The organism is Burkholderia sp. Bp8991, assembly GCF_003853795.1.
In the GTDB taxonomy this organism is placed as follows: Bacteria; Pseudomonadota; Gammaproteobacteria; order Burkholderiales; family Burkholderiaceae; genus Burkholderia.
The window spans coordinates 12,012-26,231 of the sequence record NZ_QTQJ01000021.1 but is presented as its reverse complement, the minus strand read 5'-3'; the positions used below and the strand labels follow the sequence as shown (position 1 = coordinate 26,231).

Below are 14,220 nucleotides of genomic sequence, written 5' to 3'. Positions count from 1 at the left end.
CGGGAAATCCCTATTTTGTCCGTCCTTGACTCGACTATATCGGCTTCCTACTATCCACCATAACATCACTGGTCTTACCAGTATGAACAGACGAAACTGCAACCGTTGGATCGGGAGAGCGCCGTGTCGAAATTCCTCAATTCGCTGTTTGGCCGGGTAGTCGTCGCATTGATCCTCGGGGTCGCGCTTGGCGCGTTCTTCCCGCATTTCGCCGAGTCGCTACGGCCGCTCGGCGACGGCTTCCTGAAGCTCATCAAGATGGTCATCGGCCCGATCGTGTTCTGCGTCGTGGTCAGCGGGATGGCCAATGCGGGCGACCTGAAGAAGGTCGGCCGGGTCGGCCTGAAGGCGGTCGTCTACTTCGAGATCATGACGACGCTTGCGCTCGGCATCGGGCTCGTCCTCGCATGGGTCACGCGCCCGGGCGTCGGCATGAACATCGACCTGCGCTCGCTCGACGCGGCCTCGCTCTCGACGTACGCGAAGAACGCCGAAAGCCTGAAGGACACGGCCGGCTACCTGATGAAGATCATCCCCGAGACCGCGATCGACGCGTTCGCGAAGGGCGACATCCTGCAGATCCTCGTGTTCGCGGTGCTGTTCGGCTCGGCGCTGTCGCTGCTGGGCGACAAGGCGCAGCGCGTCAATTCGCTGATCGAGGAACTGTCGCACGTGTTCTTCCGCATCATCGGCTTCATCATCAAGCTCGCGCCGCTCGGCGTGCTCGGCGCGATCGCGTTCACGACCGGCAAGTACGGCGTCGCGTCGCTCAAGCAGCTCGGCTACCTCGTCGCGGTGTTCTACCTGAGCTGCTTCGTGTTCGTCACGGTCGTGCTCGGCGCGGTGATGCGTCTCGCGGGCTTCTCGGTGTTCAAGCTGATCCGCTACCTGCGCGAGGAACTGTCGATCGTGCTCGGCACGGCGTCGTCGGACGCGGTGCTGCCGCAGGTGATGAGCAAGCTCGAATACATGGGCATCAAGGATTCGACGGTCGGCCTCGTGATCCCGACCGGCTATTCGTTCAACCTCGACGGCTTCTCGATCTACCTGACGCTCGCGGTGCTGTTCATCGCGCAGGCCACCAACACGCCGCTGTCCACGCACGACCTGATCGTCGTGCTGCTCGTGTCGCTCGTCACGTCGAAGGGCGCGCACGGGATTCCCGGTTCGGCGATCGTGATCCTCGCGGCGACGCTGTCGGCGATTCCCGCGATTCCGGTGCTCGGCCTCGTGCTGATCCTGCCGGTCGACTGGTTCGTCGGCATTGCCCGCGCGCTGACCAACCTGATCGGCAACTGCGTCGCGACGGTGGTCGTCGCCGTGTGGGAGAACGACATCGACCGGGCCCGTGCGAAGCGCGTGCTGAACCGCGAACTGCGCTACGTGGCCGACGAAGCCGGCAGCGCCGCGCCGGTCGCCGGCGACCAGGCCCACGCGCTCTGAGCGCACCCGCGCGCGAAGCGGCCTCCCGGGCTGCTTCGCGCGAACGAATGTCCCGCGGCTGGCGCGTCGATGCGCCGGTCCTTGCCAAAATAATGGAGACGACATGGCAGCCCCCATCCTCGATCCGAACGCGCCGGCCTTCACGCGGCGCTACATGAACCTCGCCGACCCGCGCCTGGGCGCGCAGGCGCTCTTCGCCAGCGACGAATTCTTCGCGCCGAAGGAGCGCATGCTGAATCCCGAGCCGGCCGTCTTCATTCCCGGCAAGTACGACGACCACGGCAAGTGGATGGACGGCTGGGAAACGCGCCGCAAGCGCACCACCGGCCACGACTTCTGCGTGGTCCGGCTCGCGCGGCCGGGCGTGATCTACGGCGTCGATCTCGATACGAGCCACTTCACCGGCAACTTTCCGCCGGCCGCGTCGATCGAGGCCTGTGCGGTGGACGGCGACACGCCGCCGGACGACACCGAATGGCGCACGATCGTCCCCGCGACGACGCTGCAGGGCAATTCGCATCACTACGTGAGCGTCGACGATGCGCAGCCGGTCACGCACCTGCGCGTGAACCTGTATCCGGACGGCGGGCTCGCGCGGCTGCGCGTGTACGGCCAGCCGCAGCGCGACTGGCGCCACGTGCCGGCGGGCGAACTCGTCGATCTCGCGGCGATCGAGAACGGCGGCTACCTGGTGGCCGCGAACAACCAGCACTTCGGTCCGGCCTCGCAGATGCTGATGCCGGGGCGCGGCGCGAACATGGGCGACGGCTGGGAAACGCGGCGCCGCCGCGAACCCGGCAACGACTGGGCGATCGTCGCGCTGGCGCGGCCGGGCATCATCCGGCGCGTCGAGGTCGATACGGCGTTCTTCAAGGGCAACTTCCCCGACCGCTGTTCGCTGCAGGCCGCGCACGTCGCCGGCGGCACCGACGATTCTCTCGTCACGCAGGCGATGTTCTGGGCCGAACTGCTCGGCGAGCAGAAGCTGCAGATGGACCACGTGCATACGTTCGACCAGCTCGCAACGCTCGGCCCCGTCACGCACGTGCGCTTCAACATCTTCCCGGATGGCGGCGTGTCGCGCCTGCGTCTGTGGGGCGAGCCGGCTTGAAGGAGGGCATCGGCATGAGCGGACCACATATCCTGCGCGTCGAGCGCCTGACCCGCGAGGCCTTCGCGCCGTTCGGCGACGTGATCGCGCTCGAAGGCGCGCGGCACTTCCCGATCAACGGCGGCACCACCGAGCGCTTCCACGATCTCGCGACGATCGACGTCTGCGCGGACGGCGGCCGGCCGCTCGTCAGCGTGTTTCGTGCGCAGCCGCGCGCGCTGCCGGTGGCGATCACGCTGATGGAGCGCCATCCGCACGGCAGCCAGGCGTTCATCCCGCTGGCGGCCGTGTCGCGCTATGCGATCGTCGTCGCGCCGGCCGGCGAGTTCCGGCCCGACGCGATGCGCGCGTTCCTCGCCGAAGGCTGGCAGGGCGTGAACTACGCGAAGGGCGTCTGGCACCATCCGCTGCTCGCGCTCGACGCGGTCAGCGACTTCGTGATCGTCGACCGTGGCGGCCCGCAGCCGAACTGCGACGAGATTCCGCTCGACGACGCGTGGGCGCTCGAGTTCGAGCCCGCGTGCGCGAGCACGGCCTGACGCGCGAAGGTAGGGTCAGGGGTTGAGCGGATTCGAGTGGATCGAGCGCCGCGCGCCGGCGACACGCGGCGCCTCGTCCCGCACGATCGACCGAAAACGTTCCCGACCCGGCCCGCACGCGACGTGCGGGCCGTTTTTCCATCCCGAAAACAACACGGCCCGGGCGGCGAGCTGCCGGCCGGGCCGTCGCGCGTGCGCGCAGGGTGCGGATCAGTGCTTGCGGTGCGGGCAGTTCTCGGTCGTGCAGGAGCCGTACATCGCGAGCGAGTGTTCCTGGAGCCGGAAGCCGCGTTCCTTGGCGATCGCTTGCTGGCGGCCTTCGATCTCGGCATCGAAGAATTCCTCGACGCGGCCGCAATCGAGGCAGACGAGGTGATCGTGGTGCGAACCTTCGTTGAGCTCGAACACGGCCTTGCCGGATTCGAAGTTGCTGCGCGTGAGCAGGCCGGCCTGCTCGAACTGCGTCAGCACGCGGTAAACGGTGGCGAGCCCGATGTCGAGCTGCTCGTTGAGCAGGTTGCGGTAGACATCTTCGGCCGTCAGGTGACGCACCGGGCTTTGCTGGAAGATCTCGAGAATCTTGAGGCGCGGTAGGGTGGCCTTTAGCCCGATATTCTTGAGATCCGTCGGATTGGTCATGGCTAGGCATCCCTAGAGTACAATGCAGGGCTTCAATGTTACCGGCTTTTCGCCGTTCCAGAAACACGCGCGACCCGCGACGCGGGCCAGCTCGGTGACGGAAATGTTCCCGGAATCCCTTTCGCACTATCAGAGGAGTCGCATGCGGAGTGCCATCATCGCTGCCGCCGCCGTTGCCGCGCTGGCTGGTTGTTCGTCGTACGACAGCGTGACGCAGCGCATCGCGCAGAGCATCACGCCCTATCGGATCACTGTCGTGCAGGGCAACTTCGTGTCGCAGGAGAAGGCCGCGCAGCTGCAGGCCGGAATGACGCGCGAGCAGGTGCGCGCGTTGCTCGGCACGCCGCTGCTGTCGGACATGTTCCATGCCGACCGCTGGGATTACCTCTTTTACTTCAAGCGCGGCTCGACGTCCGTCGTCCAGCAGCGCGACCTCGTGCTGACGTTCTCGGGCGATCGCCTCGCGAGCTGGACGGGCGCCGAGAACCTGCCGTCCGAACTCGACCTGCTGGCCGATATCGACGGCGACCGCGGCGGCAAGAAGGCGAAGGCCGCGGCCGCGGCGAAGAAGGCGTCCGAAGCCGCCGCTGCCGCGGCTGCGGCGAGCGCCGCGCAGGCGACCGCTGCCGCGAGCCCGTCCGTCGAGCCGGTTTCCGGCGCGGCGGTCGACCAGGATGCGAACGCCCAGGCGGCGCGCGCGGCGAACCGCGCGACCAACCAGGTGTCCGGGCAGGGCACGACCGCCCGCCGCTTCACGCCGTCCGCGCAGGCCTCGGGCGGCGCGCCGGTGCCGGGCGGCCAGCCGCCGGGCGCCGCGCCGGCGATCCAGCCGCAATTCCAGTTCCATCGCCCGCCGCAGCCGAACGCGTCGAACGAGGCGTCGCCGCCGGTCGGCCCGCAAGGCTCGGACAACCTGCAGAACCAGCCGCTCACCGCGCCGGCCCAGTAAGCGGCCGGCGTGCGGAAACAGGGCGGCATGCGCCGCCCGCCTTTAGACCTGTCGTGTAGAAAGCCATGAAGATTGCGATTGCCGGTGCATCGGGCCGTATGGGCCGGATGCTGATCGAAGCCGTTCTCAACGATTCCGACGCGCAGCTCGTCGGCGCGCTCGACCGCGCCGATTCGCCGTTCCTCGGCCAGGACGCGGGCGCGTTTCTCGGCAAGGAAACCGGGATCAAGCTGACCGACGACCTCGACGCCGTGTTCGCGCAGGCCGACTATCTGATCGACTTCACGCGGCCGGAAGGCACGATCGCGCACGTCGCGGCCGCGCTGCGCCACGACGTGAAGCTCGTGATCGGCACGACCGGCTTCACCGCCGAGCAGAAGGCCGAGCTGCAGGCCGCGGCAGGCAAGATTGGCATCGTGTTCGCGGCGAACATGAGCGTCGGCGTGAACGTCACGCTGAAGCTGCTCGAATTCGCGGCGAAGCATTTCTCGCACGGCTACGACATCGAGATCATCGAGGCGCACCACCGTCACAAGGTCGACGCGCCGTCGGGCACCGCGCTGATGATGGGCGAGGCCGTGGCCGGCGCACTCGGGCGCTCGCTCGACGACTTCGCGGTGTACGGCCGCCATGGCGTGACGGGCGAACGCGACCCGTCGACGATCGGCTTCGCGGCCGTGCGCGGCGGCGACATCGTCGGCGATCACACCGTGCTGTTCGCCGGGATCGGCGAACGGATCGAGATCACGCACAAGTCGTCGAGCCGCGTGTCCTACGCGCAGGGCGCGCTGCGTGCGGTCCGCTTCCTGTCGGCGCGCGGCGCCGGCCTGTTCGACATGCAGGACGTGCTCGGCCTGCGCTGACCCTCACGGGGAAACTCCGATGGCGATTCCCACCGGCGTTGTCCACTACCTCGAAAGCGGCGATGCGATCACGCACGCCGTCGCCTACGTGCTGCTGGCGATGTCCGTCGCCAGCTGGTGCTTCCTCCTCATGAAAGCCTGGCTGCTGGTCCGTGCGAAGCGGCAGGGGCCGCGCGCGCTCGCCGCGTTCTGGCGCGCGCCGTCGCTCGATGCGGGCATCGCCGCGCTCGCCGGCACCGATCGCGAGCGCGTGTTCGTGCCGCTCGCCGAAGCCGCGCGCGATGCGGCCGACGAACACGATCCGGCCGCGCTGGCCGCGCGTGTCGAGCGCAGCGAACGCGTGCTGCGCGCGCTGCGTCACGCGATGCTGCGCTCGCAGCGGCGTCTCGAGTTCGGCCAGGTGCTGCTCGCGTCGATCGGCAGCACCGCGCCGTTCGTCGGGCTGCTCGGCACCGTCTGGGGCATCTACCACGCGCTCGGCAGCATCGCCGCGAGCGGGCAGGCGCAGATCGAGAACGTCGCGGGGCCGGTCGGCGAGGCGCTGATCATGACCGCGTTCGGGCTCGTCGTCGCGATCCCCGCGGTGCTTGCCTACAACATCCTCGGGCGGCTCGTGCGCCAGCTCGCCGAGGAACTCGACGGCTTCGCGCGCGACCTGCACGTATTCGTGTGCGCGCAGGGCGCCTGACGCGCGGCCGGGAGGAACGACCATGGCATTCGGCGGGCTGGAGCACCACAAGACGTCCGCGCCGATGGCGGAGATCAACATGACGCCGCTGATCGACGTGATGCTCGTGCTGCTCGTCATCTTCATCATCACCGCGCCGCTGATGACGCACGCGATCCGGCTCGACCTGCCGAAGGTCGCGGCCGGCGTCGCGCGCGACACGCCGCAGTCGGTCACGCTGTCGATCGACGACGCTGGCAAGCTCTACTGGGACGACGCGCCCGTCGCACTCGACGCGCTGCCGGCGCGCTTCCGGGCCGCCGCCGCGGGCGCCGCGCCGCCCGAGCTGCGGCTGCGCGCCTCGCGCGCGACCCGCTACGACGTGATCGCGCAGGTGATGGGCGCCGCGCAGGCCGCCGGGCTCACGCGGATCGGCTTCGTCACCGACGTGCCGCCGGCGGGCGCCGCCGCGCCGGCCGCCGCGGGCGCGACCCGCTGACCCGCTGACCGGCTGACCGGCTGACCGGCTGACCGGCTGACCGGCTGACCGGCTGACGCACCGGGCGCTCGCGCCATCCGTGTCGTCCCGCAGGCAAGAATGCGGGCCGGCCGGCGAGACCGGCCGTACCGCCCGCCACGAACGGTATAATCGTCGTTTTCGCCCGGTTGGCAGGGTTTCGCCGGGTAACCTGGAGACCCTCCGGGTTATCCGGCGAATATCCGGATCATGAGGCAGGCACGAGAACCGTGAGCCTGCCCCCGCCGCCGGGCTGCCCGATTTCGTCCACTTCCGCGTGCCCGCCTCGTGGCGCGCCGCTTAAAGCCTAGTCCGAACCACACCATGCACGAGAGATACGTACCCGCCGACGTCGAAGCCGCCGCTCAGGGCGACTGGCGCGCAGCCGATGCCTACAAGACGAAGGAAGATTCGCAGAAGCCGAAGTTCTACTGCGTGTCGATGCTGCCGTACCCGTCCGGCAAGCTGCACATGGGTCACGTGCGCAACTACACGATCAACGACGTGATGTACCGCTATCTGCGGATGAACGGCTACAACACGCTGATGCCGATGGGCTGGGACGCGTTCGGGATGCCGGCCGAGAACGCCGCGATGGCGAACGGCGTGCCGCCCGCGAAGTGGACCTACGACAACATCGACTACATGAAGGGCCAGATGCAGTCGATGGGCCTCGCGATCGACTGGTCGCGCGAGATCGCGACGTGCAAGCCCGACTACTACAAGTGGAACCAGTGGCTGTTCCTGAAGATGCTCGAGAAGGGCATCGCGTACAAGAAGACGGGCACCGTGAACTGGGATCCGGTCGACCAGACCGTGCTCGCGAACGAGCAGGTGATCGACGGCCGCGGCTGGCGTTCGGGCGCGCTCGTCGAGAAGCGCGAGATCCCGATGTACTACCTGCGGATCACGCAGTACGCGGATGAGCTGCTGAACGACCTCGACGGCCTCGGCTGGCCCGAGCGCGTGAAGATCATGCAGCAGAACTGGATCGGCAAGAGCTTCGGCGTGAACTTCGGCTTCCCGTACGAACTCGACGGCGAGCAGAAGCTGCTGCGCGTGTTCACGACGCGTGCCGACACGATCATGGGCGTCACGTTCTGCGCGATCGCGGCCGAGCACCCGCTCGCCACGCGTCTCGCGCAGGGCAAGCCGGAACTGCAGGCGTTCATCGACGAATGCAAGCGCGGCGGCGTCGCCGAGGCCGATGTCGCGACGATGGAAAAGAAGGGCGTCGCGACGGGCTTCTCGGTCAAGCACCCGCTGACGGGCGAGCCGGTCGAGGTGTGGATCGGCAACTACGTGCTGATGAGCTATGGCGAAGGCGCGGTGATGGGCGTGCCGGCGCACGACGAGCGCGATTTCGCGTTCGCGAAGAAATACGACCTGCCGATCAAGCAGGTGATCGCGGCCGAAGGCCAGACGTACTCGCTCGACGCATGGCAGGAGTGGTACGGCGACAAGGAAGTCGCGACCTGCATCAACAGCGGCAAGTACGACGGCCTTGCGTACGGCGCGGCGGTCGACGCGATCGCGGCCGACCTGAAGGCCGGCGGCTTCGGCGACAAGCAGGTCACGTGGCGCCTGCGCGACTGGGGCGTGTCGCGCCAGCGCTACTGGGGCACGCCGATCCCGATCATCCACTGCCCGTCGTGCGGCGACGTGCCGGTGCCGGAGCAGGATCTGCCGGTCGTGCTGCCGGAAGACCTCGTGCCGGACGGCTCGGGCAACCCGCTCGCGAAGTCGGAAGCGTTCCTGAACTGTTCGTGCCCGAAGTGCGGCGCGGCCGCGAAGCGTGAAACCGACACGATGGACACCTTCGTCGATTCGTCGTGGTACTTCTCGCGCTACACGGCGCCGGACGCCGAGACGATGGTCGACGCGCGCACCGATTACTGGATGCCGATGGATCAATACATCGGCGGCATCGAGCACGCGATCCTGCACTTGCTGTATTCGCGCTTCTGGACCAAGGTGATGCGCGACCTCGGCCTCGTGAAGTTCGGCGAGCCGGCGAAGAACCTGCTGACGCAGGGCATGGTGCTGAACGAGACGTTCTACCGCGAAGACGCATCGGGCAAGAAGACCTGGTACAACCCGGCCGACGTGACCGTCGCGTTCGACGAGAAGGGCCGCCCGGTCGGCGCGACGCTGAACGCCGACGGCCAGCCGGTCGTGCTCGGCGGCATCGAGAAGATGTCGAAGTCGAAGAACAACGGCGTCGATCCTCAGGTGCTGATCGACCAGTACGGCGCCGATACCGCGCGTCTGTTCACGATGTTCGCCGCACCGCCCGAGCAGCAGCTCGAATGGTCGGGCGCGGGCGTCGAAGGCGCGAGCCGCTTCCTGCGCCGCGTGTGGAGCTTCGGCGCGACGAACCGCGAAGCGCTCGCCGCACGCGCGGGCTTCGACGCGGCCGCGCTCGGCGATGCCGACAAGGCGTTGCGCCGCGAGATCTACAGCGTGCTGAAGCAGGCCGATTTCGACTACCAGCGCCTGCAGTACAACACGGTCGTGTCGGCCGCGATGAAGATGCTGAACGCGATCGACGGCGCGAAGGGCGCGACGCCCGGCGTGCTGCGCGAGACGTACGGCGTGCTGCTGCGCGTGCTGTACCCGGTCGTGCCGCACGTCACGTTCGAACTGTGGAAGGCGCTCGGCTACGCGGACGAATTCGGCCCGCTGCTCGACGCCCCGTGGCCGAAGGTCGACGAGGCTGCGCTCGAGCAGGCCGAGATCGAACTCGTGCTGCAGGTGAACGGCAAGGTGCGCGGCGCGCTGAAGGTCGCGAAGGACGCGAGCCGCGAGGCGATCGAAGCGGCGGCGGTGGCCGACGAAGCATTCGCGAAGTTCAGCGACGGCAAGCCGGCGAAGAAGATCGTCGTCGTGCCGGGCCGCCTCGTGAACATCGTCGTCTGACGGCCGTTGGCCGCCGGGCGCACACAGAAGGAGCGAAGGTGATCCGCAGATCGTTTTTGATGCTCGCCGTCGGCAGCGCGCTCGCGCTGTCGGCATGCGGTTTCCAGTTGCGCGGCCAGCAGGACTACGCGTTCAAGCGCCTGCTGGTGGCCGGCGCGCCGGCGCCCGTCGAGGCGCGCCTGGTGCGCCTCGTCGAGGCCGGCAGCGACACGAAGATCGTCAAGTCGGCGGACGACGCCGATGCCGTGCTGCGCATGTGGGAGTCGCGTGGGCAGAACACGCTGACGCTCAACAAGTACGGCTCGGCGCAGGAATACGCGCTGTTCTATACGCTGAACTACACGCTGACGAGCAAGGACGGCACCGTGCTGATCCCGCCGAGCGCGATCGCGCTGAACCGCGCGATGACGTACAGCGACCAGTACACGAACGCGAAGGCGCAGGAAGCCGAGATCCTGTACGGCGACATGGAGAACGACGCGGTCGACCAGCTGATGCGGCGTCTCGCGATCGTCCACTCGCTGACGCCGGCGCCGGAAGACGTGGTGCCGGGCGTTGCACCGGGCGCACCGCTGCCGCCGCCGCCGCTCTGATCGCCGGCGCACGTATCGATGCAATTGCGACTTGATGCGCTGGAGCCGCACCTCGCGAAGGGGATGGCCGGGCTCTACACCGTCTACGGCGACGAGCCGCTGCTCGCGCAGGAAGCGTGCGACCGCATTCGTGCGGCCGCGCGCGCGGCCGGCTTCACCGAGCGTTCGGTGCACACGGTCGAGCGCGGTTTCGACTGGAGCGTGCTGCTCGGCGCGACCCAGGCGATGTCACTGTTCGGCGAACGTCAGCTGATCGAGCTGCGCATTCCGTCGGGCAAGCCCGGCAAGGAAGGCGCCGACGCGCTGAAGACGCTCGCGGCCGCACCGAACCCCGATGCGCTGATGCTCGTCACGTTGCCGCGCCTCGACGCGGCCACGCAGAAATCCGCGTGGTTTACCGCGCTGCAGAACGGCGGCGTCGCGCTGAAGATCGATCCGGTCGACCGCGCGCAGCTGCCGAACTGGATCGGCCAGCGTCTGTCGATGCAGGGCCAGCGCGTCGCGCCCGGCGACGACGGCCGGCGCGCGCTGCAGTTCATCGCGGAGCGCGTCGAGGGCAACCTGCTCGCCGCGCACCAGGAAATCCAGAAGCTCGGGCTGCTCTATCCGCAGGGCGTGCTGACGTTCGAGCAGGTGCACGACGCGGTGTTGAACGTCGCGCGCTACGACGTGTTCAAGCTGAACGAGGCGATGCTCGCGGGCGACGCCGCGCGGCTTGCGCGGATGATCGACGGGCTGAAGGGCGAGGGCGAGGCGATCGTGCTCGTGATGTGGGCCGTCGTCGAGGAACTGCGCACACTGCTGCGGATCAAGCGCGGCACGACGGCCGGCAAGCCGCTGGCCACGCTGCTGCGCGAGAACCGCGTGTGGGGGCCGCGCGAGCGGCTGATCGGCCCCGCGTTGAACCGCGTGTCGGAAGGCGTGCTCGAGAAGGCGCTCGCGTTCGCCGCGAAGCTCGACCGGCAGGTGAAGGGGCTGTCGGCCGTCACGCCGGGCCGCCGCACGCAGGACGAGCCGCCGCCCGATCCGTGGGACGGCCTGTTCCAGCTCGCGATGACGGTGGCGGGCGCGCGCGGCGAACGACCGCCGACCGCGGGTCGTGTGCGGCGTTAAGCCCCGTCCGGGCCTTCAGCGCACGCATCGCAACCCGCTTACAATATTTCGATAGCCGGCGCGGCCTTCCTGCCGCCGCGCCTCACGCTTCTCCACGAATTCATGCCGCGCCAAGCGGCTCGCTTCTCGAGTCACACGATGGATATCGACCAGTACATGACGGACCTGGGCCGCCGTGCCCGGCACGCTTCCCGCGCGATGGCGCGCGCCAGCACGGCGGCGAAGAACGCGGCGCTCGACGCCGTGGCCCGCGCGATCGAGCGCGACGCGCAGGCGCTGAAGGACGCGAACGCGCGCGACGTCGCCCGTGCCCGCGAAAAGGGGCTCGATGCGGCGTTCATCGACCGCCTGACGCTGTCGGACAAGGCGCTGAACACGATGGTCGAGGGCCTGCGCCAGGTCGCGTCGCTGGCCGATCCGATCGGCGAGATCGGCAATCTCAAGTATCGCCCGAGCGGAATCCAGGTCGGCCAGATGCGCGTGCCGCTCGGCGTGATCGGCATCATCTACGAGTCGCGTCCGAACGTGACGATCGACGCGGCCGCGCTGTGCCTGAAGTCGGGCAACGCGACGATCCTGCGCGGCGGCTCCGAGGCGCTCGAATCGAACGCGGCGCTCGCGAAGCTGATCGGCGAAGGGCTCGAGGCGGCCGGCCTGCCGCAGGACGCGGTGCAGGTCGTCGCGACCGCCGATCGCGCGGCGGTCGGAAAGCTGATCACGATGACCGAATACGTCGACGTGATCGTGCCGCGCGGCGGCAAGAGCCTGATCGAGCGCCTGATCAACGAGGCGCGCGTGCCGATGATCAAGCACCTCGACGGCATCTGCCACGTGTACGTCGACGATCGCGCCGATCTCGCCAAGGCACTGACGGTGTGCGACAACGCGAAGACGCACCGCTACGGCACCTGCAACACGATGGAAACGCTGCTCGTGTCGGGCGGCATCGCAGCCGCGCTGCTGCCGCCCCTCGGCAAGCTGTATCGCGACAAGCAGGTCGAGCTGCGCGTCGATGCAGCCGCGCGCGCGGTGCTCGCCGAGGCGGGCGTCGGTCCGCTCGTCGACGCGACCGACGAAGACTGGCACACCGAATATCTCGCGCCGGTGCTGGCGATCAAGGTCGTCGACGGCCTCGACGCTGCGATCGAGCACATCAACCATTACGGCTCGCACCACACCGATGCGATCGTCACCGAGGATCACGACCGCGCAATGCGCTTCCTGCGCGAGGTCGATTCGGCAAGCGTGATGGTCAATGCGTCGACGCGCTTCGCGGACGGCTTCGAATTCGGCCTCGGCGCGGAAATCGGCATCTCGAACGACAAGCTGCACGCACGCGGCCCCGTCGGCCTGGAAGGGCTCACGTCGCTGAAGTACGTCGTGCTCGGGCACGGCGAAGGCCGCCAGTAAAGCGAGGCGCACAACCGATGGCAATGCTCTGGGTCAAGACGTTCCATATCGTTCTGATCGCCGCGTGGTTCGCGGGACTGTTCTACCTGCCGCGCATCTACGTGAACCTGGCCATGGAGACCGATCCGGCCGCGGTGCGGCGCCTGCTGCTGATGGCGCGCAAGCTGTTCCGCTTCATGACGATGATCGCCGTGCCGGCGCTCGCATGCGGGCTGTGGCTGTGGCTCGTGATCGGCATCGGCCAGGGGCAGGGCTGGATCCATGCGAAGGTGACGGTGGTGCTGCTGCTCGTCATCTACCATGCGTATTGCGGGCACCTGCTGAAGGTGTTCGAGCGCGGCGAGAACCGTCGCACCGACAAGTGGTATCGCGTGTTCAACGAACTGCCGGTGCTCGGCATGCTCGTGGCGGTCGCGCTGGTCGTGATCAAGCCGTTTTGAGCTGAGCGGCCGGTTGGCCGCACCGACCCAAGCGCAACGGCGCCCCGCGGGGCGCCGTTCTTCGTTTACGTGCGTGCCGGGTAGCGGCTGATGCGCCGGACCGTGCGTCGGTTCTGCATCGCTCATGCGCCGGCGGGGCGCCGTGCGTGGGTCAATCCTTCGTGCCGTCGTCGATCCGGCGGCGCGTGATCGCTTCCTTCGCGCGGCCGACGCGCTCCATCAATGCGGGCCCGCGCGACAGCGCGACGCCGACCGCGAGGATGTCGCCGATTGCGAGATGCGACATGCGCGACGTCATCGGCGAGAACACGTCGGTTTCCTCCGCGACGTTCGACGCGAGGCTCACCGTCGCGAGCTTCGCGAGCGGCGAATGGCTCTGCGTGATCGCGACGACCTTCGCGCCGCACGCGAGCGCGGAGCGCGCGGCCTCGACGATGTCGCGCGTGCGACCGGTGTTCGAGATCGCGACGACGACGTCGTGTGGCCCGAGCAGCGCCGACGACATCGAGAACGTGTGCGGGTCCGAATACGCGACGCTCGGCACGCCGAGCCGGAAGAACTTGTGCTGGATGTCCTGCGCGGCGATGCCGGAGCCGCCGGCGCCGTAGAACTCGATGCGCGACGCGTTCGACAGCAGCGCGATCGCGTCGGCGACGCTGCCGGCCGACAGGCTGTTGCGCACCTCGATCAGCGCGCCGATCGTGCGGTCGAACACCTTGCCGATGATGCCGGGCGCGGGCTCGTCGGGCTCGACGTCGCGATACACGGACGACACGCCCGGCGCGACGCTCTGCGCGAGCCGGATCTTGAATTCGCGAAAGCCGCTGCAGCCGAGCGCCTGGCAGAAGCGCGCGATGGTCGGCTGGCTGACGCCCGCGCGGGTCGACAGCTCGGTCATCGCGAGGTCGAGCACCTCGCGCGGCGCGGCGAGGATGTAGTCGGCGAGCTTGCGCTCGGACGGGCGCAGGTCGGCGCGGATCGCTTCAATGCGAGGCAGCATGGGACGGCGGATGGAAA

Annotated in this window: 14 protein-coding genes; 12 read left to right on the top strand and 2 right to left on the bottom strand. The window is 68.4% G+C overall.

The window, feature by feature from the left end:
* The first annotated feature begins 123 nt into the window (after positions 1 to 123).
* The 3 genes from DIE02_RS22930 (at position 124) to DIE02_RS22920 (ending at position 3,093) form a co-directional block, all read left to right on the top strand.
* Positions 124 to 1,443, top strand: a complete 1,320-nt coding sequence (locus tag DIE02_RS22930) for a C4-dicarboxylate transporter DctA (RefSeq protein WP_124488262.1) — start codon at positions 124 to 126, stop codon at positions 1,441 to 1,443.
* A 103-nt stretch (positions 1,444 to 1,546) separates the two neighbouring features.
* Positions 1,547 to 2,554, top strand: a complete 1,008-nt coding sequence (alc, locus tag DIE02_RS22925; RefSeq protein ID WP_124488263.1) for an allantoicase — start codon at positions 1,547 to 1,549, stop codon at positions 2,552 to 2,554.
* Between the two features lie 14 nt (positions 2,555 to 2,568).
* Positions 2,569 to 3,093, top strand: a complete 525-nt coding sequence (locus DIE02_RS22920; protein ID WP_044844245.1) for an ureidoglycolate lyase — start codon at positions 2,569 to 2,571, stop codon at positions 3,091 to 3,093.
* A 210-nt stretch (positions 3,094 to 3,303) separates the two neighbouring features.
* Here DIE02_RS22920 and fur read toward each other — a convergent pair whose 3' ends face one another.
* Positions 3,304 to 3,732, bottom strand: a complete 429-nt coding sequence (gene fur / locus DIE02_RS22915; RefSeq protein ID WP_011350926.1) for a ferric iron uptake transcriptional regulator — start codon at positions 3,730 to 3,732, stop codon at positions 3,304 to 3,306.
* Positions 3,733 to 3,874: 142 nt separating this feature from the next.
* Between fur and DIE02_RS22910 the strand changes: the two genes are divergently transcribed.
* The 9 genes from DIE02_RS22910 to DIE02_RS22870 all read left to right on the top strand — a co-directional run bounded on the left by DIE02_RS22910 (position 3,875) and on the right by DIE02_RS22870 (position 13,203).
* Positions 3,875 to 4,681, top strand: a complete 807-nt coding sequence (locus DIE02_RS22910) for an outer membrane protein assembly factor BamE (protein WP_124488264.1) — start codon at positions 3,875 to 3,877, stop codon at positions 4,679 to 4,681.
* Positions 4,682 to 4,746: 65 nt separating this feature from the next.
* Positions 4,747 to 5,544, top strand: a complete 798-nt coding sequence (dapB, locus tag DIE02_RS22905; RefSeq protein WP_124529787.1) for a 4-hydroxy-tetrahydrodipicolinate reductase — start codon at positions 4,747 to 4,749, stop codon at positions 5,542 to 5,544.
* Positions 5,545 to 5,563: 19 nt separating this feature from the next.
* A complete protein-coding gene (locus tag DIE02_RS22900; protein ID WP_044844160.1) occupies positions 5,564 to 6,232 on the top strand; it encodes a MotA/TolQ/ExbB proton channel family protein in 669 nt (222 codons plus the stop codon).
* A gap of 22 nt (positions 6,233 to 6,254) precedes the next feature.
* Complete coding sequence (locus DIE02_RS22895; RefSeq protein WP_044844159.1) at positions 6,255 to 6,710, top strand: biopolymer transporter ExbD; 456 nt, start codon at positions 6,255 to 6,257, stop codon at positions 6,708 to 6,710.
* Positions 6,711 to 7,052: 342 nt separating this feature from the next.
* On the top strand, positions 7,053 to 9,647 hold the full coding sequence (leuS, locus tag DIE02_RS22890; protein WP_044844158.1) for a leucine--tRNA ligase: 2,595 nt from the start codon (positions 7,053 to 7,055) through the stop codon (positions 9,645 to 9,647).
* Between the two features lie 38 nt (positions 9,648 to 9,685).
* On the top strand, positions 9,686 to 10,240 hold the full coding sequence (gene lptE / locus DIE02_RS22885; protein WP_044844157.1) for an LPS assembly lipoprotein LptE: 555 nt from the start codon (positions 9,686 to 9,688) through the stop codon (positions 10,238 to 10,240).
* A gap of 18 nt (positions 10,241 to 10,258) precedes the next feature.
* A complete protein-coding gene (gene holA / locus DIE02_RS22880) occupies positions 10,259 to 11,353 on the top strand; it encodes a DNA polymerase III subunit delta (RefSeq protein ID WP_124488266.1) in 1,095 nt (364 codons plus the stop codon).
* Between the two features lie 138 nt (positions 11,354 to 11,491).
* Entirely contained in the window at positions 11,492 to 12,763 is a 1,272-nt protein-coding gene (locus tag DIE02_RS22875) for a glutamate-5-semialdehyde dehydrogenase (protein ID WP_044844155.1), read from the top strand.
* 17 nt (positions 12,764 to 12,780) lie between these two features.
* Positions 12,781 to 13,203: a CopD family protein gene (locus tag DIE02_RS22870; RefSeq protein ID WP_124488267.1), complete on the top strand. Its 423-nt coding sequence runs from the start codon at positions 12,781 to 12,783 to the stop codon at positions 13,201 to 13,203.
* Positions 13,204 to 13,354: 151 nt separating this feature from the next.
* On the opposite strand, the gene DIE02_RS22865 is transcribed toward DIE02_RS22870, so the two are convergent.
* Entirely contained in the window at positions 13,355 to 14,203 is an 849-nt protein-coding gene (locus tag DIE02_RS22865; RefSeq protein ID WP_044844153.1) for a MurR/RpiR family transcriptional regulator, read from the bottom strand.
* Positions 14,204 to 14,220 lie beyond the last annotated feature (17 nt).

Bases quoted from the DNA above. Each gene is read 5' to 3' on its own strand.
- alc (WP_124488263.1), top strand. From the start codon at position 1,547: ATGGCAGCCCCCATCCTCGATCCGAACGCGCCGGCCTTCACGCGGCGC.
- DIE02_RS22920 (WP_044844245.1), top strand. From the start codon at position 2,569: ATGAGCGGACCACATATCCTGCGCGTCGAGCGCCTGACCCGCGAGGCC.
- DIE02_RS22910 (WP_124488264.1), top strand. From the start codon at position 3,875: ATGCGGAGTGCCATCATCGCTGCCGCCGCCGTTGCCGCGCTGGCTGGT.
- DIE02_RS22870 (WP_124488267.1), top strand. From the start codon at position 12,781: ATGGCAATGCTCTGGGTCAAGACGTTCCATATCGTTCTGATCGCCGCG.
- DIE02_RS22900 (WP_044844160.1), top strand. From the start codon at position 5,564: ATGGCGATTCCCACCGGCGTTGTCCACTACCTCGAAAGCGGCGATGCG.
- dapB (WP_124529787.1), top strand. From the start codon at position 4,747: ATGAAGATTGCGATTGCCGGTGCATCGGGCCGTATGGGCCGGATGCTG.
- fur (WP_011350926.1), bottom strand. From the start codon at position 3,732: ATGACCAATCCGACGGATCTCAAGAATATCGGGCTAAAGGCCACCCTA.
- DIE02_RS22865 (WP_044844153.1), bottom strand. From the start codon at position 14,203: ATGCTGCCTCGCATTGAAGCGATCCGCGCCGACCTGCGCCCGTCCGAG.
- DIE02_RS22875 (WP_044844155.1), top strand. From the start codon at position 11,492: ATGGATATCGACCAGTACATGACGGACCTGGGCCGCCGTGCCCGGCAC.
- DIE02_RS22895 (WP_044844159.1), top strand. From the start codon at position 6,255: ATGGCATTCGGCGGGCTGGAGCACCACAAGACGTCCGCGCCGATGGCG.
- holA (WP_124488266.1), top strand. From the start codon at position 10,259: ATGCAATTGCGACTTGATGCGCTGGAGCCGCACCTCGCGAAGGGGATG.
- leuS (WP_044844158.1), top strand. From the start codon at position 7,053: ATGCACGAGAGATACGTACCCGCCGACGTCGAAGCCGCCGCTCAGGGC.